Origin of the sequence: Mesorhizobium sp. WSM4887, assembly GCF_029625865.1 — a bacterium.
In the GTDB taxonomy this organism is placed as follows: domain Bacteria; phylum Pseudomonadota; class Alphaproteobacteria; order Rhizobiales; family Rhizobiaceae; genus Mesorhizobium.
Window position 1 is genome coordinate 1 of the sequence record NZ_JARTVP010000014.1, and the last position, 21156, is coordinate 21156.

Annotated in this window: 24 protein-coding genes and 1 pseudogene; 15 read left to right on the top strand and 10 right to left on the bottom strand. The window is 65.3% G+C overall.

Annotated features, from left to right (window positions below; all coding sequences use genetic code 11):
- Positions 1 to 87: 87 nt before the first annotated feature.
- Positions 88 to 1089 (bottom strand): annotated as a pseudogene (locus P9230_RS28920) (polysaccharide deacetylase); the annotation flags it as partial.
- Positions 1090 to 1291: 202 nt separating this feature from the next.
- Between P9230_RS28920 and P9230_RS28925 the strand changes: the two are divergent.
- Together P9230_RS28925 and der are read left to right on the top strand one after the other, a co-directional pair.
- Positions 1292 to 1957 (top strand): tetratricopeptide repeat protein, encoded by a 666-nt coding sequence (locus tag P9230_RS28925; protein WP_066999055.1) that lies wholly within the window; start codon positions 1292 to 1294, stop codon positions 1955 to 1957.
- A 6-nt stretch (positions 1958 to 1963) separates the two neighbouring features.
- The gene (der, locus tag P9230_RS28930; protein WP_067327802.1) at positions 1964 to 3394 is read left to right on the top strand and encodes a ribosome biogenesis GTPase Der; all 1431 of its coding nucleotides are present in this window, start codon (positions 1964 to 1966) and stop codon (positions 3392 to 3394) included.
- 108 nt (positions 3395 to 3502) lie between these two features.
- On the opposite strand, the gene P9230_RS28935 is transcribed toward der, so the two are convergent.
- Positions 3503 to 4420: a LysR substrate-binding domain-containing protein gene (locus tag P9230_RS28935; RefSeq protein ID WP_278121382.1), complete on the bottom strand. Its 918-nt coding sequence runs from the start codon at positions 4418 to 4420 to the stop codon at positions 3503 to 3505.
- Positions 4421 to 4538: 118 nt separating this feature from the next.
- Between P9230_RS28935 and P9230_RS28940 the strand changes: the two genes are divergently transcribed.
- From P9230_RS28940 to P9230_RS28970, 7 genes are all read left to right on the top strand, one after another.
- Positions 4539 to 5813: an MFS transporter gene (locus P9230_RS28940; RefSeq protein ID WP_278121383.1), complete on the top strand. Its 1275-nt coding sequence runs from the start codon at positions 4539 to 4541 to the stop codon at positions 5811 to 5813.
- A gap of 140 nt (positions 5814 to 5953) precedes the next feature.
- A complete protein-coding gene (locus P9230_RS28945; protein ID WP_278121385.1) occupies positions 5954 to 7135 on the top strand; it encodes a cell wall hydrolase in 1182 nt (393 codons plus the stop codon).
- Positions 7136 to 7410: 275 nt separating this feature from the next.
- Positions 7411 to 7803: an AtpZ/AtpI family protein gene (locus P9230_RS28950; protein ID WP_066999046.1), complete on the top strand. Its 393-nt coding sequence runs from the start codon at positions 7411 to 7413 to the stop codon at positions 7801 to 7803.
- Between the two features lie 65 nt (positions 7804 to 7868).
- Entirely contained in the window at positions 7869 to 8630 is a 762-nt protein-coding gene (locus P9230_RS28955; protein ID WP_278121387.1) for a F0F1 ATP synthase subunit A, read from the top strand.
- Positions 8631 to 8709: 79 nt separating this feature from the next.
- Positions 8710 to 8934 carry a F0F1 ATP synthase subunit C gene (locus P9230_RS28960; RefSeq protein WP_066999040.1) on the top strand — a complete coding sequence of 75 codons (225 nt, stop codon included), beginning with the start codon at positions 8710 to 8712 and terminating at the stop codon, positions 8932 to 8934.
- Positions 8935 to 8996: 62 nt separating this feature from the next.
- Positions 8997 to 9578, top strand: a complete 582-nt coding sequence (locus tag P9230_RS28965; RefSeq protein WP_278121389.1) for a F0F1 ATP synthase subunit B — start codon at positions 8997 to 8999, stop codon at positions 9576 to 9578.
- 10 nt (positions 9579 to 9588) lie between these two features.
- Entirely contained in the window at positions 9589 to 10080 is a 492-nt protein-coding gene (locus P9230_RS28970; protein ID WP_066999035.1) for a F0F1 ATP synthase subunit B, read from the top strand.
- Between the two features lie 230 nt (positions 10081 to 10310).
- On the opposite strand, the gene P9230_RS28975 is transcribed toward P9230_RS28970, so the two are convergent.
- Both P9230_RS28975 and P9230_RS28980 read right to left on the bottom strand, forming a co-directional pair.
- Positions 10311 to 11009, bottom strand: coding sequence for a ribonuclease HII (locus tag P9230_RS28975; RefSeq protein WP_278121390.1), 699 nt, complete (start codon positions 11007 to 11009; stop codon positions 10311 to 10313).
- A gap of 255 nt (positions 11010 to 11264) precedes the next feature.
- Positions 11265 to 12419, bottom strand: coding sequence for a PA0069 family radical SAM protein (locus P9230_RS28980; RefSeq protein ID WP_278121391.1), 1155 nt, complete (start codon positions 12417 to 12419; stop codon positions 11265 to 11267).
- Between the two features lie 148 nt (positions 12420 to 12567).
- On the opposite strand from P9230_RS28980, the gene P9230_RS28985 reads away from it, so the two are divergent.
- Positions 12568 to 13071 carry a glycosyltransferase gene (locus P9230_RS28985; protein ID WP_278121393.1) on the top strand — a complete coding sequence of 168 codons (504 nt, stop codon included), beginning with the start codon at positions 12568 to 12570 and terminating at the stop codon, positions 13069 to 13071.
- A gap of 194 nt (positions 13072 to 13265) precedes the next feature.
- The gene (locus P9230_RS28990; protein ID WP_278121395.1) at positions 13266 to 14240 is read left to right on the top strand and encodes a hypothetical protein; all 975 of its coding nucleotides are present in this window, start codon (positions 13266 to 13268) and stop codon (positions 14238 to 14240) included.
- A gap of 14 nt (positions 14241 to 14254) precedes the next feature.
- Here the strand turns inward: P9230_RS28990 and moaB are convergent, their stop codons facing one another.
- The 6 genes from moaB to P9230_RS29020 all read right to left on the bottom strand — a co-directional run bounded on the left by moaB (position 14255) and on the right by P9230_RS29020 (position 17965).
- Positions 14255 to 14803 carry a molybdenum cofactor biosynthesis protein B gene (moaB, locus tag P9230_RS28995; protein ID WP_095823831.1) on the bottom strand — a complete coding sequence of 183 codons (549 nt, stop codon included), beginning with the start codon at positions 14801 to 14803 and terminating at the stop codon, positions 14255 to 14257.
- Positions 14803 to 15684, bottom strand: coding sequence for a 4-(cytidine 5'-diphospho)-2-C-methyl-D-erythritol kinase (locus P9230_RS29000; protein ID WP_278121452.1), 882 nt, complete (start codon positions 15682 to 15684; stop codon positions 14803 to 14805). Before P9230_RS29000 ends, moaB begins: the two co-directional genes overlap by 1 nt.
- Before the next feature lie 26 nt (positions 15685 to 15710).
- Complete coding sequence (locus P9230_RS29005; protein WP_066999017.1) at positions 15711 to 15896, bottom strand: hypothetical protein; 186 nt, start codon at positions 15894 to 15896, stop codon at positions 15711 to 15713.
- Positions 15897 to 15980: 84 nt separating this feature from the next.
- Positions 15981 to 16838 (bottom strand): S49 family peptidase, encoded by an 858-nt coding sequence (locus tag P9230_RS29010; RefSeq protein ID WP_067327810.1) that lies wholly within the window; start codon positions 16836 to 16838, stop codon positions 15981 to 15983.
- A 108-nt stretch (positions 16839 to 16946) separates the two neighbouring features.
- On the bottom strand, positions 16947 to 17741 hold the full coding sequence (locus P9230_RS29015) for a methyltransferase (protein ID WP_278121397.1): 795 nt from the start codon (positions 17739 to 17741) through the stop codon (positions 16947 to 16949).
- On the bottom strand, positions 17741 to 17965 hold the full coding sequence (locus tag P9230_RS29020; RefSeq protein ID WP_066999078.1) for a DUF2007 domain-containing protein: 225 nt from the start codon (positions 17963 to 17965) through the stop codon (positions 17741 to 17743). Before P9230_RS29020 ends, P9230_RS29015 begins: the two co-directional genes overlap by 1 nt.
- Positions 17966 to 18127: 162 nt before the next feature.
- Between P9230_RS29020 and P9230_RS29025 the strand changes: the two genes are divergently transcribed.
- The 4 genes from P9230_RS29025 (at position 18128) to P9230_RS29040 (ending at position 21147) form a co-directional block, all read left to right on the top strand.
- Entirely contained in the window at positions 18128 to 19141 is a 1014-nt protein-coding gene (locus P9230_RS29025; RefSeq protein WP_095801112.1) for a polyprenyl synthetase family protein, read from the top strand.
- A gap of 107 nt (positions 19142 to 19248) precedes the next feature.
- Positions 19249 to 19914, top strand: a complete 666-nt coding sequence (locus P9230_RS29030; protein ID WP_095800918.1) for a GntR family transcriptional regulator — start codon at positions 19249 to 19251, stop codon at positions 19912 to 19914.
- Between the two features lie 211 nt (positions 19915 to 20125).
- The gene (locus tag P9230_RS29035) at positions 20126 to 20734 is read left to right on the top strand and encodes a biotin transporter BioY (RefSeq protein WP_095830456.1); all 609 of its coding nucleotides are present in this window, start codon (positions 20126 to 20128) and stop codon (positions 20732 to 20734) included.
- Entirely contained in the window at positions 20731 to 21147 is a 417-nt protein-coding gene (locus P9230_RS29040; protein ID WP_278057150.1) for a DUF1284 domain-containing protein, read from the top strand. Before P9230_RS29035 ends, P9230_RS29040 begins: the two co-directional genes overlap by 4 nt.
- Positions 21148 to 21156 lie beyond the last annotated feature (9 nt).

A 21156-nucleotide genomic window follows, 5' to 3' on the forward strand; every position in this document is an offset into this window, starting at 1 on the left:
TCGCCCCCGCCTACACCTATAAATTTGGGCCGCCCGCCTCCCCTCCCTTACTCCCCCCCTCCTTTTTTTTGGGGGGGGGCCCCCCCCCCCCCCCACGGCAACCCGTGCATCGCCGGAGCGCTGCCGCTCGATATAGTCGCGGAAGCTGATGCATTCGACCTGCTCCATGACGCAGACTTCACCGGCAACGCGCTCCAGCGCGTTCCAGTAGGCGCCGGCATTCATCTGCGTGAAGTGGAAGCCGAGCCCCAGCGGAAGTCGTTTGCCGTTGTATTGCGCATCGAAGGCTGCGCGAAACGCCCGATAGGCGCGGTCGGCGAACACGCCCGCCATCGACGGCTTCTCCAAGCCGCCCGAATGGCGAACATAGAGGTTGTAGTCCATGGCGACCACCCGCTTCGACTTCGGCCCTTCCGGAATCTGCGGCAATGCAAAACGGGTGGTGCCGTTCTTTGCGCGCGGCAGGGCAGGGCCGTTCGAGACACCGCTTGCGTCATATTGGAAGCCGGCCTCGGGCAGCGCTTCGTAAAGCGCCTTGCCGGTCGAGAGGTACGGCGCGCGAAAACCGATCACGGCATGGCGGGCGAATTCACGCCAGCCAGAGGGCTCGGGCGAAATGCCGTTGATCGCATAGGCGTTTTCGAGGACGCGGCCGAACGCCGAGAACTCGGCCAGCCAGTTGGCCTTGCTCCAGCCCCTGCCGTCGAAATGTCCGCAGGCATGACTGCCGATGTCGTGACCTTCGGCGGCCGCGAGCCGGATCTGTTGCAGCCGGTCCGCGACATCCTGCTCCGAGGCGGCGAAGCCGATATTCGATTTGCCGGCACCCTTGCCGGGCGCGACGTACTCGGCGCGCGTTTTCGGCGAGAGCAGGAAGACGCAGGACAGAAAATACGTGAAATGCGCGCCGGTGCGCTTTGCCAGCGCGCGGCTGCGCTCCCATTGCGAGATCTCGCGTGCGCTGTCGAAGGAGATAAGCACGATCTGCTTTGGTTTCGCCGCCATCGGTTTCGGCGGATCGGCAAGCCCCGTGCCAACGGAGCCAAGCCAGGCGAGGCTGAACGCAAGGACGCGGAACGAACGTGGCACTGGCAACCTTTTGGGCAACCTTTGGGGCTGTAGGAAAGCCGTCTATCGCCCAAATGTAGCATCGATGCGTTCCGGCAAGGCCTGTGGGGCACTGGGAGCCTCCGCCGATTTTCCGGCGATCCCTCTTCCATGCCGACGAAATTTCGCTAAAACGCGGGGCTCAAGAAGCGCTCCGTTCCGGGGCCGCAATGGTTTTTGATTGATGTCGGACGACAGTTTTATCCGCGAAGTCAACGAAGAGATTCGTCGCGAGCAGGCGCAGGCGCTGTGGGACCGCTTTGGTCCGGCCCTGCTCGGTGCCGCGATCCTGATCGTGGTGGCGACTGCCGCCTTCGTCGGCTACCGCTACTGGGACGAGACCCGCGCCAACCGGTCGGGCGATGCCTTCTCGCAGGCGCTCAAGCTCGCAAATGACGGCAAGAACGACGAGGCGATCGCCGCTCTCGATCAGCTGGAAAAGGATGGCTATGGCGCCTATCCGCTGCTCGCCCGCATGCGGGCCGCGACCGTCAAGGCCGACAAGGGAGACGTCGACGCCGCCGTCAAGGATTTCGATGCGGTCGCGGCCGACAGCGCCATTCCCGCAGGCATCCGCGACATGGCGCGATTGAGAGCGGCGCTGCTGCTGGTGGATCACGGCTCGTTTGCCGATGTCTCCAGCCGTGTCGAGGCGCTCACCGCCGACACCAATCCGCTGCGCAGCTCGGCGCGCGAGGCGCTCGGCCTTGCCGCCTGGAAGGAAGGCAAGTCGGCGGATGCGCTGAAACTGTTCGACCAGATCGCTTCGGATGACGGCGCCCCGCGCAATGCGCGCCAGCGGGCGCAGTTGATGTCCGAGCTGATCCGCGGGTCGGGCAACGCTTCGTGACCCCGGATGACGTTCAAAGTCGCCATCATCGGCCGGCCTAACGTCGGCAAATCGACTCTTTTCAATCGGCTGGTGGGAAAGAAGCTGGCGCTTGTCGACGACACGCCGGGCGTGACGCGCGATCGTCGCGTCCATGCCGCCAAGCTTTACGATCTTCACTTCGACGTCATCGACACCGCCGGCTTCGAGGATGCGGCGGCCTCGACGCTGCCCGGCCGCATGCGCCAGCAGACCGAGATCGCCATCCGCGAGGCCGACCTGATCTTCTTCACCGTCGATGCCAAGTCGGGCCTGATGCCCGACGACCGGACCTTCGCCGACGTGGTCCGCAAATCCGGCAAGCCGGTGGTGCTGGTGGCCAACAAGGCGGAAGCGCGAGGCGCGCAAGGCGGCATGCTGGAAGCCTGGGAACTCGGCCTCGGCGAGCCGATCCCCGTCTCGGCCGAGCATGGCCAAGGCATGCCCGATCTGCGCGATGCGGTGATCGCGGCACTCGGCGAGGAACGCGCCTTCGGCGAGGACGCGCAACAGCCGGGCGATGAGATCGCCGTGAGCGAGGTGCTGATCGGCGAGGATATCGCCGACCCCGACGCCGAGCCGGCCTATGACGAGACCAAGCCGCTGCGCATAGCCGTGGTCGGCCGCCCCAATGCCGGCAAGTCGACGCTGATCAATGCGCTGATCGGCGAGGAGCGGCTGCTGACCGGACCCGAGGCCGGCATCACCCGCGATTCCATCTCGGTCGACTGGGACTGGCGCGGCCGCCGGATAAAGCTGTTCGACACCGCCGGCATGCGGCGCAAGTCCAAAGTCCAGGAAAAGCTCGAGAAGCTTTCGGTGCAGGATGGCCTGCGCGCTATCCGCTTCGCCGAGATCGTCATCATCGTGCTCGACGCCACCATCCCCTTCGAGAAGCAGGACCTGCAAATCGCCGACCTGATCATTCGCGAGGGCCGCGCGCCGGTGATCGCCTTCAACAAATGGGACCTGATCGACAACCCGCAGGAGCTTCTGGCCGAGCTGCGCGAAAAGACCGAGCGGTTGCTTCCCCAAGTGCGCGGCATTCAGGCGGTGACGGTCTCTGCCGAGACCGGGCGCGGCCTCGATCGGCTGATGGACGCCGTCATCAAGACGCACAAGGTCTGGAACAGCCGCGTCTCGACCGGCAAGCTCAACCGCTGGCTGGAAGGCATTCTGGCGCATCATCCGCCGCCCGCCGTCGCCGGCCGCCGGCTGAAGATCAAATATGTCACGCAGGCAAAAACCCGGCCGCCGGGTTTCGTCGTCTCCTGCTCGCGCCCGGACGCGATGCCGCAATCCTATGTCCGCTACCTCTCGAACAGCCTGCGCGAGGCTTTCGACATGCCCGGCGTGCCGATCCGCATGGCGCTGCGCACCTCGGAGAATCCTTTCGCAGGTCGGGCGAAGAAGCGCTGAGCCCTTTGTGGGAAAGGGTCGGCAGCGCCCCTCCCGTCGTCATTCACGGGTCTGTGCCGTGTCGCTTCGCTCCTTGCTCCGCTCGAGGATGAAGAATAGCGTGGAATCCTACGCGACCGCTGGCAAGCCCTCGCCGAAACGCGCTCCCTCCGGCAGCGTATCCAGCGCCGCCTCCAACAATATCTCTGCCAGCCGTGCCGCCACCGGATCGAGCTCGGCATCCTTCTGGTGCAGATGCAGCGCCATCATCGGCAGGAGCGGCAGCCCGAGCACGCCCGGCGCGATCGCCCTGACAGTGGCTGGCAGGCCGATATCGGTGCGGATCGTCAGCCCGAGACCCGCGGCGACCGCCGCCCAGATGCCGCCGAGGCTGGGACTCGAGAACGCCATGCGCCAGGCGAGGCCGGCGCGGTCGAGCGTCTCGGTCGCCACGGTGCGCAGCAGGCATGGCGCCTCGAACAACACCAGCGGCAGCGCTTCACCATTGTGGCCGGCTTGCATCGGTTTCGCCGGGCCGATCCAGCGCGCCTGCACCTCGGCGACATGCCGGCTGTAGGGCAGGATCGTGCCGTCGTGCCAGGCCAGCGCGATGTCGAGGCTGCCTGAGACGACGCGCTCGGCGAGCTCATGGCTGCGTCCGATCCGCGCTTCGATCCGGACCTTGGGATGCGCACGGGCAAACCGGCCGAGCACCTCCGGCAGCACGGCCTCGCCGAAGTCCTCCTGCAGGCCGAGCCGCACCCAGCCTTCCAGCTCGACGTCGCGGATAGCTGAGGCCGCCTCGTCATTGAGCTCGATGAGACGCCGCGCATAGCTGAGCATCGTCTCGCCGGCTTCGGTAAGCGCCAGGCCGCGCCCCGCCTTGCGGAAGACCGGGGTCGCCGCCTGTTCTTCCAGCTTCTTCAGCTGCGCGCTGACGGCAGAGGTCGAGCGGCCGAGCCGCTCGGCCGCCTTGGCGAAACTGCCAAGCTCCATGCCGGTGACGAAGGTCCTGAGCACGTCGAGGTCGAATGTGACGCGTCGCATGAGATCGTCCTTATTTTCAGGATTATCGATCAAAAACTTGCTGATTTTCTGGATGAAGCTATGGCGCTACATCCGACCGGTCAAGACCGATCGACCGGCGCAGAGGGAATACGAGATCATGTCCGCCATCGTAACTCGCAACGATTGCCGGCGGCCCGCGGCAGGCGCCGCCGCTTCGGCTGGCCGCGCCTTCGGGCCCACCCATCGATGGAAAGTGCTCGGCATCGGCGTCGCCGCCAATGCCGGCTTCTCCGCTACCTTCTCCGGCATCCCGGCGACGGCTGTGGTGATGCGCCAGGACTACCATCTCGACAATGCCTCGCTCGGCGCTGCGCTCGGTCTGCTCGGCCTCGGCGTGGCGCTCAGCGAACTGCCCTGGGGCGTGCTTACCGACCGCTGGGGCGACCGCCGCGTGCTCCTGACCGGGCTCGGCGCGACGGCCGTGTGGCTTTTTGCCATGGCAATCCTCGTCGTGCCGACGAAAACAGCCGCTCCCGGTGTCGTGCTGCTTTCGGCCAGCCTGCTCGTTGCAGGCCTGCTCGGCGGCAGCGTCAACGGCTCCAGCGGCCGCGCCATCATGGGCTGGTTCGGCGAAGGCGAGCGCGGCTTCGCCATGAGCATCAGGCAGATGGCGGTGCCGCTTGGCGGCGGGCTCGGCGCGCTCGTCCTGCCGTGGCTAGCCTTGGGCTTCGGCTTCGCCGCCGTCTTCGGCCTGCTGGCGGCTCTCTCCGCGCTCTCGGCTTGCTTTGCCCGGCGCTGGTTGCACGAGCCGCCGACGCAAGGCGACGCGCATGCCGCCGCCGTCACGACCGGCCCGGCGCCGCTGCGCAACATCGAGGTCTGGCGCATCTCGGCAGCCATCGGCCTGCTCTGCTTCCCGCAGGTGGCGGTGCTCACCTTTGCCTCCGTCTTCCTGCACGACTTTGCCGGCACGGGCACATGGGTGACCAGCGCCACCCTCGCCGCCGTGCAGACGGGCGCCATGGTGATGCGTGTCTGGAGCGGCCGCTACACCGACCGCCACCGCAACCGAAGGCCGTTCCTGAGGTTCTGCAGCGCGCTGAGCGCGCTGGCCTTCCTGGTGCTATGGGTTCTGGCCATCGCTGCAGCCAGGCAGCCGTCGCTGCTGTTGCTCCTGCCCCTTATGATGATCGTAGCCGGCATCTGCGTATCGGCCTGGCATGGCGTTGCCTATACCGAGCTTGCGACACTTGCCGGTGCCGGCCATGTCGGCACCGCGCTCAGCCTCGCCAACACTCTGGTCTTTGTCGGCTTCTGCCTGGTGCCGATCGCCATTCCCTGGCTTCTGCTTCTCTTCGCATGGCCGGGCGTGTGGCTGGCGGCCGCGATCTGCGCGGCGATCGCATGGCCGATTTTTCTGCGCACGGCCTGACGTTTTCGCCGGCTTTCCACAGCTGGCGGAGGCCGGCTTATCTGCAACATGAAAAAAACACGATCGGTGCCGTTAACCCCCCATCAAGGTTAATGCTTCATTTTGGCTCTCCGGGGTCAGTAGCGTTTCTGGAGAGTTCCGTGCATCGACGCGTTCTTACGCGGCTCGTCGCCGCCGCCGTTGCGAATAAACGTTCCTTCCTTCCTCCTTTGGTTCTGGGGCTCGGCTTCTGGGTCGGCTTTCCGTCCGTCGTCGCTTACCAGGATATGGCAAGCCTCGTGTCCGGGCTGGAGTCGCCCAGCCATCGCTGGAATGCCTATGTCGAAAAATCCGTCGCCGGCTCGGTGCATGCCGCCGAGATGCCGTTCGTCGATTCGGCCGCCAAGGGCTCGATCTCCGGCTCCGGCGTGGACCTGCCTGGCGTCGGCACGGTGGCGCTCCGCGGCAAGGGCAATGTCGCCGGCGCTACGCCCGATGAGGACCGCGTCGTGCGCGCCGACAAGAAGGGCCGCCTCGTCCAGGTGTCGCCGGTTGCGCCGCCGAAGAATTTCAGCGCCGGCTCCATCTTCGAGCGTACCTCCTCGCTGCTCCGTCCGGCGATGGACAGCGGCCTGAAGCTGACTTTCGCCAAGCCCGGCATCAAGGGCAAGGAAATCCAGATCGCCCAGGCCTTCCACATCCGCGAGGACAAGAAGCCCGATCCGGATCTGCCGGCGGCTCTCGTCGCTCTCGTCAACAACGACAAGCCGGACATCCTCGCCACCGCCTATGCCCAGTCGGCGCCGGACTATGCCAAGGCCTCGCCCTTTGAGGCTCTGCTGCAGGACGATCCGAATGACGGCCGCTTCATTCCGCCAATGGGCAAGGGGGATCACGCCTGGATGCAGAATCCGCTGCCGGCGGCCGTCTTCTCCAAGCCGGAACAGGAATGCCTCGCCAAGGGCATCTATTTTGAGGCGCGCAGCGAACCGGTGCGCGGCCAGGCCGCGGTGGCGCAGGTGATCCTAAACCGCGTCCGCAACCCTGCCTATCCGAAGACGATCTGCGGTGTCGTCTACCAGAACGACAACTGGTTCAACCGCTGCCAGTTCTCCTTCGCCTGCGACGGCAGGAAGAAGCGCATCAACGACGCGGTTGCGTACAAGACCGCCCAGGATGTCGCCATGGCGGTGACCGCCGGCAAGATCTTCATCCCCGAGGTCGGATCCTCGACGCATTACTACGCCAATTACGTCCATCCGGGCTGGGCGCGCGCCATGCAGCGCATGACCAGGATCGGCCTGCATATCTTCTATCGCACCTATGGCGGCGGCTGGAGCTGAGCCGTTTAGGCGGCTCGAACTGAGCCGCTTGATCGGCTCTTTCTCGTTTGCTGCGCGCACCGATCAGCGCGGCTTGTCGCCCGGATTCGCGCCGAGTCCTCGCACAGGCGTGACGGGCACGATGTCGCACCCGGATAAGCCATTGATTTGAAAGCGGAAAATACATCGCTTTGAAGTTCGGCCCGTGGCTTGACGGGCGCGGACCCGCTAACTATGTTGCCGGCGACTTTAGAAGCGGACGGACGGTGATCGTCTGCCCGGGCAGGGGGGTTGCGATGGCCGACAAAAACGGGCCAGACGGAACCGGAGAAACCGGCCGCGGCAGGCAGCCAGAAGCCACCATCCGCGACGACGAACTTGAGCGCCGCCGGCGCGAGCTTGAAGCATCGCTTGCATCAAGACGCACGGACCGGCTCGAGGGGAAAGACGAAGCGAAAGCTGCGACCGGTTACGGTCAGGCCCTGAAACTGTCCAGCGAGTTCATCGCCGGAGTGGTGGTTGGTGTCGGCCTGGGCTGGATCATCGACCGCTTGGCGGGAATCGCGCCCTGGGGTCTGATCGTCGGCCTGCTGCTGGGTTTTGGCGCCGGTATACTCAATGTCCTGCGTTCGTCGGGACTTGCATCGGAATTCGGCCAGGGCGGCAAGCCGCCCGAACCGAAGGACTGAAGTAAGGCGCCGCAAGGCGCGAAAGAAACTTAAGAAGCCGGTTGTGGCTTTGACGGGGATTTAAAGTGGCTGCTGCTGACCAGGTCGATCCGATCCACCAGTTCCAGATCCATCCGATCATCCCGCTTCATATCGGCGGCTACGACATTTCTTTCACCAACTCCGCTCTGTTCATGGTCGTGACGATCGCCGTCGCTTCCGCTTTCCTCTGCATGAGCACCGCCAGCCGCGCCCTCATTCCTGGCCGCCTGCAGTCGGTCTCGGAAATGGCCTATGAGTTCGTCGGCAACATGCTGCGCGATGCGGCGGGCAAGCAGGGCATGCAGTTCTTCCCGCTGGTGTTCTCGCTGTTCATGTTCGTGCTGGTCGCCAACCTGATCGGCCTGTTCCCTTATTTCTTCACCGTCACCAGCCACATCATCGTCACCTTCACGCTGGCGATCCTGGTCATTGGCACCGTCATCGTCTACGGCTTCGCCAAGCACGGCCTCGGCTTCCTCAAGCTGTTCGTGCCGCATGGCGTGCCTGGCTATCTGATGCCGCTGGTGGTGGCGATCGAAGTCATTTCCTTTGTCTCGCGTCCGGTCAGCCTCTCCGTTCGTCTTTTCGCCAACATGCTGGCCGGCCACATCACGCTGAAAGTGTTTTCGGGCTTCGTCGTCAGCCTCAGCGCGCTGGGTGCGGTCGGCATCGCCGGCTCGGTCCTGCCGCTCGCCATGGCGGTTGCCCTGACGGCGCTGGAACTGCTGGTCGCCTTCCTGCAGGCCTACGTCTTCGCGGTGCTGACCTGCATGTATCTGAACGACGCTCTGCACCCGAGCCACTGATCGATTTTCACCGGCGCCCCGGCGCCAGCATACCCAACGTACCAACCGCAACGATTACGAAAACCACAGGAGTTTTGAAATGGACGCAACTGCAGCAGCTGCTATCGGCGCTGGTATCGCCTGCATCGGCATGGGCGGCGCCGGCATCGGCCTCGGCAACATCTTCGGCAGCTATCTCTCGGGTGCGCTCCGCAACCCGTCGGCCGCTGACGGCCAGTTCGGCCGCCTGATCTTCGGCTTCGCCGTGACCGAAGCGCTGGGCATCTTCTCGCTCCTCATCGCGCTGCTGCTGGTCTTCAGGTAAGAACCACGCGCTGACGAAAGGGGCCGCATGGTGCGGCCCCGCCGTATGGACAGGGGAATGAGATGTTCGTGACATCTGCCTTTGCGCAAGAATCCGCGCCGGCCACGGCCGAGGGCGATACGCATGCGGGCACCGCCGTGCCTGCCGAGGAGCATGGCACGTTCCCGCCGTTCAATGCCGAGACCTTCCCGTCGCAGATCCTGTGGCTCGTCATCACCTTCGGGCTCTTCTATTTGTTCCTGAAGCGGGTTGTGATGCCGCGCATCGGCGGTATCATCGATGTCCGCAACGATCGCATCACCCAGGATCTCGACCACGCCGCCAGGCTGAAGGGCGAGGCGGACGCTGCCGTTGCCGCCTATGAGCAGGAATTGGCGGAAGCTAAGGCCAACGCCAACAAGATCGGCCAGCAGGCGAGCGACGCCGCCAAGAGCGAAGCCGAAAGCACGCGCAAGAAGCTCGAGGCGGAACTCGAGCAGAAGCTCGGCGAAGCCGAGGCGAGCATCGCCTCGATCAAGGCCAAGGCGATGAAGGAAGTCGGCACGATAGCCGAGGACACCACGTCGGCCATCGTCGAGGCGCTGGTCGGCGGCAAGACCGACAAGGCCGAGATTTCGGCCGCGGTCAAATCCGCGACCCGGTGAGGAGGCCATCATGGACGCCACATCACTTGCCACGCTCTGGGCCACCATTGCCCTGATCATCTTCCTCGGCGCCGTCATCTATCTGAAGGTGCCGGGCATGCTCGCAAAGTCGCTCGATTCCCGTGCGGCCAAGATCAGCAGCGAACTCGAGGAAGCGCGCCGCCTGCGCGAAGAGGCCCAGCAGCTGCTCGGCCAATACCAGCAGAAGCGCAAGGAAGCCGAGAAGGAGGCCGCCGACATCGTCGCCGCCGCCAAGCGCGAGGCCGAGCTCCTTGCTTCCGAGGCGCATAAGAAGACCGAGGACTACGTCGCCCGGCGCACGGCGCTTGCCGAGCAGAAGATCAGCCAGGCCGAGCGCGAAGCGATCGGCGAGGTGCGTGCCAGCGCCGTCGACATCGCCGTCGAGGCCGCCCGTGCGCTGCTTGCCGCCAAGGTCGACGCCAAGGCCGGCGCCGATTTGTTCAAGTCGGCGCTGCAGGACGTGAAGGCCAAGCTGAACTGAGCGGCTCTGCCGTTGCTGACATGAAGCCGCCTGGGCAACCCGGCGGCTTTTTTGTTTTGGGCGCGAACAATCTTCCCCCTTGAGGGCCCTTGAGGGGGAGCTTTCGCCGAAGCCGACAGAGAGGATCGTTGCGCGTAGAGCTCGACGCCTTGTGCGACTAAAGAGGGCGTCGGTGCTTCACGCGCGACGACCCTCTCCGCCAGCCGGCCATTTCCCCCCGACGGGGAAGATTAATCTATTCCCTCGAAGCTCTCTTCCGCTTCCGCCACCTCGACGCCGCCAAACCGGAACGGTGCGAACGACGCCCTATGCAGTCGCGCCACCGGGCCATGCGCCTCGATCGCGGTCCGGTGGCGGACCGTCGCGTAGCCCATATGCATTTCGAACCCGTAATGCTCATGATGGCCGCCGCAGCCGCACATCATGCGGTCGCGCATCACCTTGGCGATGATCGAGGCGGCGGCGATAGATTGCGAGCGCTGGTCGCCCTTGATCAGCGCGCGTCCCTCGCAGGTGAGCCCTGGCGGCACGTCGCGGCCGTCCGCCAGCGCCAGTTTGGGCGGCAGCGACAGTCCGGCGGCGGCGCGGCGCATGGCTTCCAGGCTGGCTTTCAGAATGTTGCTGTTGTCGATGCCTTCGGCGCTGATTGAGGCCATCGAGACGCTGAGCGCCGAGCCCAGGATTTTGAGGAACAGCGCCTCGCGCTGCAGATGGGTGAGGCGCTTGGAATCGTCGAGCCCTTCGGGAATGTTGGCCGGGTTGAGCACCACGGCCGCGGCCACCACCGGACCGGCAAGCGGCCCGCGGCCCGCCTCGTCCATCCCCGCTACCGGCCACAGCCCCTCGACCATCGCTTTCGTTTCAATCGAGAAGTCGGGCTTCTCGACCATTTCGAAGAGAAGCGGAGAATCGGAACGCGCGCGAGCCATGGTGCGGCGAGGTTCGCATCGGCTCCGATTCTCCGCAAGTCCCTCCGGGTCGGATGGGGCGTCGGACCGGGAGGGCACCGTCTCACGGCCGGGGGACTGGGCCGGACGGGATTCTTGAGCAATTCCAGGAAGAGTGCGTAGCGGGCCTTCCGTACGAAGTTACATCAAAACAGAGGGTTAGCGGATCGCAATCCGGGCGCAAAACTCTGCCTCCCGAGTTGCCTTAGCCGCCGGCCTTCGCGGCCGGCATCATCTTCACAGCAGCATCAACTGCTCGCCGACGCCGGAGCCTGCGACGAACTGGTCGGTCCGAAGCTGCCGCCGCTCGGCATTGAGGCCGAGCCGCTTGGCGGCGATCTCGAAGCGCCGGCCGATCTGCCAGGCATAGGGTCCGGCGCCCTTCATGCGCTTGCCCCATTCCGAATCGTAGTCCTTGCCGTCGCGCATCGAGCGGATCAGCGACATCACATGCCGGTAGCGATCCGGATAATGGCGCAACAGCCAGTCCTTGAAGATCGGCGCCACCTCGAGCGGCAGACGCAGCACGACATAGCCTGCCTCCCTGGCGCCGGCGGCGCGCGCCGAATCGAGGATGCGCTCCATCTCCGGATCGGTGAGGCCGGGAATGATCGGCGCCACCATCACCGAGGCGGGGACGCGGGCATCCGAAAGCTGCCTTATCGCTTCCAGCCGCTTTGTCGGCGTCGAGGCGCGCGGCTCCATGGTTCTCGCCAGCATGCGGTCGAGCGTCGTCACCGACAGCGCCACCTTGGCGAGCCCGCGCTCGGCCATGCGCGACAGGATGTCGATATCGCGCGTCACCAGTGCCGACTTGGTGACGATGCCGACCGGATGGCCACGCGCCTCCAGCACCTCCAGGATCTCGCGCATGATGCGGTATTGCTTTTCGATCGGCTGATAGGGATCGGTGTTGGTGCCGATGGCGATGGTGCGCGGCTGGTAGCCGGGCTTCGACAATTCCCTGTCCAGCATTCGCGCCGCATCGGGCTTGGCAAAGAGCTTCGATTCGAAATCGAGCCCCGGCGACAGGCCCATGAAGGAATGCGTCGGCCTGGCAAAGCAGTAGACGCAGCCATGCTCGCAGCCGCGATAGGGATTGATCGAACGATCGAAGGAAATGTCCGGCGACTCGTTGCGCGTGATGATGGTGCGCGGCTTCTCGACCTGCACCTCCGTCTTGAACGGCGGCAGTTCCTCCAGCGAGTTCCAGCCATCGTCGAACACATGCCGGCTGACCGGCTCGAAGCGGCCGGACGGATTGATGCCCGCGGAGCGTCCGCGATTGCGGTCCGGCCGCACGCGCATGCCGCTCTGGTCTATCATTGCATTTGCCATCTCGGCTCTGCCTGCTCCGAAAGCGGCAATGTCGGCGCGCACGATCTGTTCCATTTTCGCCCTCTCCCAGGGACTGTGGGCAGGCTGTCGAATCGCTCTGTTCATGAAACTATTCCTATTTTGCCAATGAGAACAAAGCAAGAACTTTCTCGTTCAGAAAGCGCAACTGGCGCAGCGCCGCGCTTTCCGCTATTCGGCTAAAATGCTCAGCGTCCTTATCGAAACCAGGAACGACGAAGAAGGCCTTGCCCGCACGCTGGCCTCGCTGATCGGCGGCGCGGTCGAGGGCGTGGTGCGCGACGTCATCGTCTGCGACACCGGCTCGACCGACCAGACGCATCGCGTCGCCGAGCATGCCGGCTGCCACCTTGTCGCCGGCGGCATCGCAACAGGCATCGGCCAGGCCAAGGGCGACTGGCTGCTGCTTCTGGAACCCGGCGCCCGGCTCGCCGAAGGCTGGATCGACGAGGTCGTCGCTCACACGGCGAAACAGACGATGCCGGCGCGTTTTTCACGCGCCCGCGGCAATCGCACGCCGTTTCTGGTCCGGGTTTTTTCGGGCAACCGGGCTCTGGAGGAAGGGCTTGTCATCAGCAAGCGCCAGGCCACGGTGCTGGCGAAAAGCGCCCGCAGCGCCGAAGCCCTGGCGCGCGGCCTCGCCACCAGAAGGCTGATTGCCGAAATCTGGGTGGCGCCGCCGAAGTGAGCGCATGCCCTCCTTCTCTCCAGAAGGCGAAAAGAGAGAAAAAGGCCGCGAACTTTGCCGGCCCATACTATTGTGCATTGCACAAAAACCTGCAGTGGATTAGCATCTGCTTGAAGCGGGACAATCGGGATTGGGTGACGATGAAGCGGCAGACGGCTGGCGCTTCGTCGGACGCCATGCATACGAGGAACCCGATGAACCTTGGTACTCCAGACAATTCAGGCGCGGCCAGCCTGGAGGCGATCGCTCGTAATGGCAGCCTGTTCAGGCGCATCGCCGTGCGCATCCCGACCTATCTGAAAGATCTACGCGAAAATCCGGCCTGGCTGCCGATGTTCGTGCTGGCGCGCACCATGCCGGGGCGCCGCATGCACTGGCTAGGCGCCAGACGCGTTCGCCCGCTCGACAATGCGGGAGAGACGATGTTTGCCGGCGTCGATCGCGAGGCGGTGGTCGCGGCGCTTCGCTCCGATGGACTGTTTTCGGGGTTCACGCTGCCGTCGGCGATCCATGAGGAGATCGCCGTTTTTGCGCAACGCACGCCCTGTTTCGGCAATTTCGACCGCCGTCTCGAATTCATGCCGGGCGACCATGCCGAGGCGGAGAAGCGTTTCGGCCGCTCGCTGCTCAGCGGGCATTATTTCGAACGCATTCTCGATTGCCCGGCGGCGCTTGCCATCCAGCGGGATCCGCTGCTCCTCGAGGTCGCGCAGCACTATCTCGGCGGCCAGGCGAAACTGATCACGACGCGCGTGTGGTGGAGCTTTCCGACCGGCAAGGCCTCGGATGCCGACAAGAATCTCGCCTCGCTCGGCAAATACCATTTCGATCTCGACGATTGGCGGATGCTGAAATTCTTCTTCTATCTGGTGCCGGTCGACGCCGGCACCGGCCCGCATGTCTATGTCCGCGGCAGCCACAGGCGCCGCGCGCTCAAGCACCAGCTCACGCTTCTGGTCGGCCACCCCGCGGAAGACGTGCTGGACGTCTACGGTCCGGAAAGCTCTGTGACGCTGACGGGCGAGGCGGGCCTCGGCTTCGTCGAGGATCCGTTCGGCTTCCATATGGGAACGGTGCCGGCGCATACGCCGCGGCTGATGATGGAAATCGGCTTCGGCGTCTCGCGGCCGTCGCGCCGCCGCTTCCACGGCGAGCCGGTCATCCGCTGAGCCGGACGGGGCCGCTACTCCGGCTTGCCGCGGCGCCTGAGGTGCTCGTCCAGCCGCGGCATGATCTCGACGAAGTTGCAGGGCATGTGCCGGTAGTCAAGCTGCGCCTTGATGATGCCGTCCCAAGCATCCTTGCACGCGCCGGGCGAGCCCGGCAGCACGAAGATAAAGGTGGCGTTGACGACGCCGCCGGTCGCCCGGCTCTGGACCGTCGATGTGCCGATCTTGTCATAGGAAATCCGGTGGAAGACTTCCGAAAAGCCGTCCATGCGCTTTTCGAAAATCGGCTCCAGCGCTTCCGGCGTTACGTCGCGGCCGGTGAAGCCGGTGCCACCCGTGGTGATAACGACGTCCACCGTTTCATCCCTCGACCAGGCGAGCACTTTTTCGCGGATCTTCTCGCGGTCGTCGGTGACGATGTCGCGAGCCATCAGTATATGGCCAGCCTCTGCGATGCGGTCGGCCAATATCTGCCCGGATTTGTCCTCGGCCAGGCTGCGCGTGTCGGAAACGGTCAGCACCGCGATGCGCACCGGGATGAAGGGGCGGCTTTCGTTGGCCATCAGTCGGTCTCCATGCTGCGCGTCGCGGCCACGAACCAACCGGGATGGCGGCGGCGGATGTCGATCGCCGCGCGCTTGGCGACATTGCCAGTCTCGAACAGGCCGAAGCAGGTAGCGCCGGAGCCCGACATGCGGGCAAAGGCGGCTCCCGCTTTTTTCAGCGCCTTGAGCGCATCGCCAATCGCCGGTTGGATGGCGCGAGCGGCAGGTTCGAGATCGTTCCGCGTCGTGTCCAGCCAATTGCGTATGCCGTGAAAATCGAGCCGGCCGGGCAGCGGCGGCAATGCCGCATTGTCAGGTCCGGAAAGCGCCTTGAATACTTCGGGTGTCGAAACGGCGACGCCCGGGTTGACGAGGACCAGCGCAAGCGCCGGAAACTCCGTCAGCGGCGACAGTTCATCGCCGATGCCGCGCGCAATTAGCGGCCTTGCCTTGAGGCACATCGGGAGATCGGCGCCGAGCGTCAGCCCGATCCGCGCCAGCCCCGCCTCCCCGATGTCGAGCTCCCAGAGGCGCGAAAGGCCGTTGAGCGCCGCCGCCGCGTCGCTCGAGCCGCCGCCGACGCCGGAAGCGACCGGCAGGTTCTTCTCCAGCCGGATGGCGACTGGTGGCGCCTGTCGCGCGCCGGCTTCCCGCCGCAACGCGTCGCGCGCTTTGAGTACCAGATTGTCGCCATCGATTGGCACGCCGGCGGCGAAGGGACCAGACGCCGAGAACGCATCGTGTTGCGCCAGCTCGATCTCGAGCCGGTCGCCGAAGCGCGTGAACACGGCAAGGCTGTCGAGTAGGTGATAACCGTCGGCGCGCCGTCCGGTGACGTGCAGCGCGAGGTTGATCTTGGCAGGCGCAAGCCATGTCCGGGACTTGGCCTCGGCCTCCAGAATGTCGGCTGCTGGCGAGATGGTGTTCAGTCCTTAGCCAGACGGTACTCGCCGGTCTTCGGATCCTTGACCAGCGTTCCCATCGTGCCGTTGGCCGCCTGCTTCTCGGTGCGCCGGATCTTGGCCGTCACGCGCTCGGCCTCGCGTACGAAAGCGCGATAACCGAAATAGGCGGCGGCGCCGACGACAACGAAGAAAATGATCTGCGGCATCTCACAACTCCTCCCGCGTTTCTCGCGGCAAGGCCGGCCGGATGGGTCGGTCAAGCGGCCATGCTAGACGCAATCATGGCTTTTTCAAAGCCCGAAGCGCGCCCACAGCGCGCGCTCTTCCGCCGCATCGATGACGCCGCTGGCCGCGGCCGCGGCGATGTCCGGCGCCGAAAAACGCGATCCGAACAAGCCGAAACGGCCGAAAAGCCCGCGCGGCGCGGTGATCAGCCTGAGCTGCGTCTTTTCGCCGAAACGGGTCTTGAGCACGCTGCGCATGTCGCCCAGCGCATCGACGAGGCCGAGCTCGAGACCCTTTTTGGCGGTCCAGAACAGTCCGGTGAACAGATCCGGGTCGTCCTTGAGCTTGGTGCCGCGCCGTTCCTTGACGAGATCGATGAAGGTCTCGTGCACTTCGAGCTGCAAGGCTTTCAGCCGCTCGACGTCTTCCCTCTTTTCCGGCTTGAAGGGGTCGAGCACGGCCTTGTTCTGGCCCGCGGTGTGGACGCGCCGCTCGATGCCGATCTTCTTCATCAGCTCCGGGAAGCCGAAGGAGGCGGAGACGACGCCGATCGAGCCAACGATCGAGGAAGGGTCGGCGAAGATCTCGTCGCCGGCGATTGCGATCATGTAGCCGCCGGAGGCCGCCACATCCTCGATGAAGACGAGCACTCGTCTGTCCTTCTCTGCCGCCAAGTCGCGGATGCGCTTGAAGATCAGCCGCGACTGCACCGGCGAGCCGCCCGGCGAGTTGATCGAAATCGCAATCGCCGGCGCGTCGAAGCCGAACGCCTTCTCGATGAGCCCGGCCGTCGAGGCGAGCGACAGGCTTGGCCGGAACTGGCCGCCGCCGGGCATGATCGTGCCATGCAGCCGGATGACCGGAATGGTGACGACTGTCGAGCGCCAGGATTTCGGCAGCAGGCGGTTGAAGAAGCGTTTCACGAAAGCTTGTCTCCACAACAGATGCTAGAGCAAGGTCAGACCTCATCCTTGCTCCCGGGCATGTAGGAATTCGCCGCGCAACGGCAATGCCGCATCGCCGGCCTCTGATCAATCGCCGAACAGCGACGCCAGCCCGTTGCTGATCATTTCGGTCCGCTCCGTCGGCTCGTTGCCGGATGCGCCGTGCAAGGTGAGCGGAGGCCGGATCGACAGTTTTCCGCGCGCGCCGAGCACCGCCCTGACGACGATGCGGATCGCCGCCGCGTCTGGGCGCGGGTGCACGCAGAGCATCTCGGCATCGCCGAAGCGGCCTTCCATCGCATCCAGGATGGCGACAAGCTGCTCCGGCCGCGCAATCGCCGCCAGTCCGCCGCGCGGCTTGACGACGGCGGCCGCACTTCTGATCCAGCGCTCGAACAGGCCGTCCTCCGCGACATGCGCTTCTCTGCGCAGCGCGTCCGGCGTTGCGCGGTCTTGTGCCGCGTTGAAGGGCGGGTTCATAACGACGAAGTCGAACGAATTGTCGGCAAGTCCGGCTCCGTGCCGTGCCCGTCCCGCAAGCGTGACGTCGGCCTTAAGCACCGAGGCGCGGTCGCCGAGATGCGCGTTGCCGGGGTGGGCAAGCGTGGCGGCGGCAAAGGCCGCCATCTCCTCGGAACGCTCGACCAGAACCGCGTGTGCCTCAGGGCAGCGCGACAGCACGGCGAGCGTCGCCGCACCGGCGCCCGCGCCGAAATCGGCGAGCCGGCCGGAAAAGCCGGACGGGACGGCAGCAGCCAGCATCATGGCGTCCATGCCGGCACGGTGGCCTTGTCGCGGCTGCACCAGCCAGAAGCGCCCGCGATGGAAGGCGTCGACCGTGTGGGCCGGCGTGTCCGGGGCGAGGGCGGTTGATGCTGCCATTATTGCCGGCGGATCTCGTTCTCGATGCCGGCATCCTTCAGGATGCGCCGCGCGGCATCGGCTTTCTCGGCATCGACCATGACGCGCCTGGGCAGGATGCCGATCGATCCGTCGAGCACGCTCATGTTCTGGTCGGCGACGAAGCAGGCGATGCCAGCGTCGCGCATGAGCGATTCGACGAAGGAGATGAGGACGGCGTCGTTGGTGCGGACAAGCTCGATCATGGAATGAAAATCGCAGGTTGCGGCGCTCATGTAAACGCCAGGGCAGCCCAGCGCCAGCCAAACCGCGCCAATTCGCCTCTTGCCGTGCGCGGTTGTGCCGACCTAGAGTCCCACCGGGACCAGGGTGTTGTCGGGCGCGTCAATGAGACGGGAGTGATCGTGGTGGGTGTCGTTCTGAATATCGAAGGCAAGCGGGAACCTGCTTCCATCCAGGATCTCATCGACCTGACGGCAGCCGACATGGGACGGGTCAACGAGCTGATCCTGTCGAAGGCCGGCTCCGACGTCGAGATGATCCCGGAGGTCGCCAACCACCTGATCTCGTCCGGCGGCAAGCGGCTGCGGCCGATGCTGACGCTCGCCGCCGCCCAGATGTTCGGCTATGCGGGCGAGGGGCACGTCAAGCTCGCCACCGCGGTCGAATTCATGCACACCGCGACGCTGCTCCACGATGACGTCGTCGACGAGAGCGCGCTTCGCCGCGGCAAGAAGACGGCGCGCATGATCTGGGGCAACCAGGCGAGCGTGCTGGTCGGCGACTTCCTGCTCGGCCAGGCTTTTCGCATGATGGTCGAGGTCGGCTCGCTGGAGGCTCTCGACATCCTGTCGAGCGCCGCCTCCATCATCGCCGAGGGCGAGGTGATGCAGCTTGCCGCTGCCAAGAATCTGGAGACCACCGAGGACGAGCATTTCGCCGTCATCAAGGCCAAGACCGCCGCCCTGTTCTCGGCCGCCGCCGAGGTCGGTCCGGTGATCGCGCTCGCTTCCCGCACCGACCGGGCGGCTCTGCGCTCCTATGGCATGAATCTCGGCCTTGCCTTCCAGCTCATAGACGACGCGCTGGACTATGGCGGCTCCAGCAAGGACCTCGGCAAGAATGTCGGCGACGATTTCCGCGAGGGCAAGGTGACGCTGCCGGTGATCCTCGCTTATCGGCGGGGCACCAAGGCCGAGCGCACCTTCTGGAAGCGCGCCATCGAGGAAAATGTCGCCGACGATGCCGGGCTCGAAAAGGCGATCGGTCTGATGACCCGCCATGGCGCCATCGCCGACACGATTGGCCGCGCCCGACACTTCGGCGAGATCGCCCGCGACGCGCTCGCGCCGCTGGAGGCGACGCCGCAGAAATCGGCGCTGATCGACGTCATCGATTTCTGCATCAGCCGCGTCAACTGAGCGCCTGTCGGTTCTTCTTGGCATCGCCTGGCGTCCGCCGGGCGGGCGCCTGTGATTCCGCTCTGGCCGTCTCGACAAACGGCAGCTCAGCAAATTATCTATAAAACATGGCCACCACAGAGGACACGATCGCCGTCCGCATCAGCAAGGAACTGGCGGACCGCATCATTTCGGGCGCTATCGAGCCCGGATCGCGGCTGCGCCAGGACCATGTCGCCGAGGAATTCGGCACCAGCCACGTGCCGGTGCGCGAGGCCTTTCGCCGCCTCGAGGCGCAGGGTCTGGCGATCAGCGAGCCGCGCCGCGGCGTGCGTGTGGCCGCTTTCGACCTCGGCGAGGTCAGGGAAGTGGCCGAGATGCGCGCGGCGCTCGAAGTGCTGGCGCTGCGCCACGCCGCGCCGCATCTGACGCCGGCGATCCTCGACCGCGCCGAGGAGGCGACCAAGGCGGGCGACAAATCCCGCGATGTCCGCTCCTGGGAGGAGGCCAATCGCACCTTCCACCGCTTGATCTTGACGCCCTGCAACATGCCGCGCCTGCTTTCCACCATCGACGACCTGCATGCCGCAAGCGCGCGTTTCCTGTTCGCCGCCTGGCGCTCCGAATGGGAGACCCGCACCGATCAGGATCACCGGGCGATCCTGAGCGCGCTGAGGCAAGGCAACACGGAATCGGCCGCCGCCACGCTCGGCCGGCATGTGCAATGGATCGGCCAAAAACCGGTCAAGACCGCTTCCGGCAGGACTCGCGACGCCTTTGCCATTGTCGGCTAACGCGAGAACGCAGACACAGCTGCCTTTCTGCGCTCAATCGCACTCAAATGTCGGTTTTGCGCGCCCCAGAACCCGGTGAACGGCTCAGCTTCTTCGCTCCTGCGATCTGCCTCCGCGAAGGCAGCGCTTGCCATCTCCGCAAAAATATGGATTCGATAATAGATCGATTGCAGGAATTATCTATAATTTCAACTCAGCCAGGGACCTCACCGTGACAAACATCGCCGTTTCGACCCGCCAGTCTTCCTTCAGCCCGCTCCAACTGCACAGCCGCTCCGTTGCCTGGCAGTTCGGCGCCGTCGTCCTCGGCTCGCTGTTCCTGGCGCTGTCGTCCTACATTGAGGTGCCGATGGTGCCGGTTCCGGTGACCATGCAGACCTTCGCGGTGACGCTGGTCGGTGCGCTCTATGGCTGGCGCTTCGGCGCGCTCACCATCGCGGCCTGGCTTGTCGAGGGTGCCGCCGGCTTCCCGGTTCTGGCCGGCGGTGCGGCCGGCGTGCAGCATTTTATGGGCCCGACCGGCGGCTATCTCTTCTCCTTCCCGATCGTCGGTGCGATCGTCGGCTGGCTGGCCGAGCGCGGCTGGAACGGCAATCGGGTGATGCTTGCCTTCGCCGCCATGCTCATCGGAAACCTTCTCTGCCTGGTTCTCGGCACGGCCTGGCTTGCCGCCATGATCGGCGCCGAGAAGGCCATCACCTTCGGCTTCCTACCCTTCATTGTCGGCGGCCTTCTGAAGTCGGCGCTGGGCGCCGCGACGCTGAAGCTCTTTTCCACCTATCGAGCCGAACCGCGCGACCGCTCGTCAAAGACGCAATGACTGTCAGGCTGCGCGCCCATCATCTGCTCTGCCTGCTGACCTATGTCGGCAAAGGCTACTCGCCCGCCTTCACCGCCAACTACGACAATGTGGTGAAGCGGCTGGGCGAGGGCGAGGCGGTCCTGATCGTGTCCGGGCCGGACGACATCTGCGCCCCGATGCTGGACGAGCGCGAGCCGCACTGCCTGGGCGAAGGCGCCGCCGAGCGCGACGGGCTCGGGGCGCGCGACGTCGGCGCTCTCCTCGGCCGGCCCGTCCGGGCCGGCGACCGGCTCGTGTTGGATGCCTCCAGCCTGGCGCCGATGCGCAAGGCGTTTTCCGCCGGCCTGACGCGTCAGGCGTGCTCGGGCTGCGAATGGTCCGACCTGTGCAGCGCGGTTGCCCTCAGCGGATTCCAAGATACGCGTCTTTAGGCGGCGCTG

Excerpts from the sequence above, each read along its gene's own strand:
- P9230_RS28925 (WP_066999055.1), top strand. The coding sequence starts at position 1,292 with ATGTCGGACGACAGTTTTATCCGCGAAGTCAACGAAGAGATTCGTCGC.
- der (WP_067327802.1), top strand. The coding sequence starts at position 1,964 with ATGACGTTCAAAGTCGCCATCATCGGCCGGCCTAACGTCGGCAAATCG.
- P9230_RS28935 (WP_278121382.1), bottom strand. The coding sequence starts at position 4,420 with ATGCGACGCGTCACATTCGACCTCGACGTGCTCAGGACCTTCGTCACC.
- P9230_RS28940 (WP_278121383.1), top strand. The coding sequence starts at position 4,539 with ATGTCCGCCATCGTAACTCGCAACGATTGCCGGCGGCCCGCGGCAGGC.
- P9230_RS28950 (WP_066999046.1), top strand. The coding sequence starts at position 7,411 with ATGGCCGACAAAAACGGGCCAGACGGAACCGGAGAAACCGGCCGCGGC.
- P9230_RS28960 (WP_066999040.1), top strand. The coding sequence starts at position 8,710 with ATGGACGCAACTGCAGCAGCTGCTATCGGCGCTGGTATCGCCTGCATC.
- P9230_RS28965 (WP_278121389.1), top strand. The coding sequence starts at position 8,997 with ATGTTCGTGACATCTGCCTTTGCGCAAGAATCCGCGCCGGCCACGGCC.
- P9230_RS28970 (WP_066999035.1), top strand. The coding sequence starts at position 9,589 with ATGGACGCCACATCACTTGCCACGCTCTGGGCCACCATTGCCCTGATC.
- P9230_RS28975 (WP_278121390.1), bottom strand. The coding sequence starts at position 11,009 with ATGGCTCGCGCGCGTTCCGATTCTCCGCTTCTCTTCGAAATGGTCGAG.
- P9230_RS28980 (WP_278121391.1), bottom strand. The coding sequence starts at position 12,419 with ATGGAACAGATCGTGCGCGCCGACATTGCCGCTTTCGGAGCAGGCAGA.
- P9230_RS28985 (WP_278121393.1), top strand. The coding sequence starts at position 12,568 with ATGCTCAGCGTCCTTATCGAAACCAGGAACGACGAAGAAGGCCTTGCC.
- P9230_RS28990 (WP_278121395.1), top strand. The coding sequence starts at position 13,266 with ATGAACCTTGGTACTCCAGACAATTCAGGCGCGGCCAGCCTGGAGGCG.
- moaB (WP_095823831.1), bottom strand. The coding sequence starts at position 14,803 with ATGGCCAACGAAAGCCGCCCCTTCATCCCGGTGCGCATCGCGGTGCTG.
- P9230_RS29005 (WP_066999017.1), bottom strand. The coding sequence starts at position 15,896 with ATGCCGCAGATCATTTTCTTCGTTGTCGTCGGCGCCGCCGCCTATTTC.
- P9230_RS29015 (WP_278121397.1), bottom strand. The coding sequence starts at position 17,741 with ATGGCAGCATCAACCGCCCTCGCCCCGGACACGCCGGCCCACACGGTC.
- P9230_RS29020 (WP_066999078.1), bottom strand. The coding sequence starts at position 17,965 with ATGATCGAGCTTGTCCGCACCAACGACGCCGTCCTCATCTCCTTCGTC.
- P9230_RS29030 (WP_095800918.1), top strand. The coding sequence starts at position 19,249 with ATGGCCACCACAGAGGACACGATCGCCGTCCGCATCAGCAAGGAACTG.
- P9230_RS29040 (WP_278057150.1), top strand. The coding sequence starts at position 20,731 with ATGACTGTCAGGCTGCGCGCCCATCATCTGCTCTGCCTGCTGACCTAT.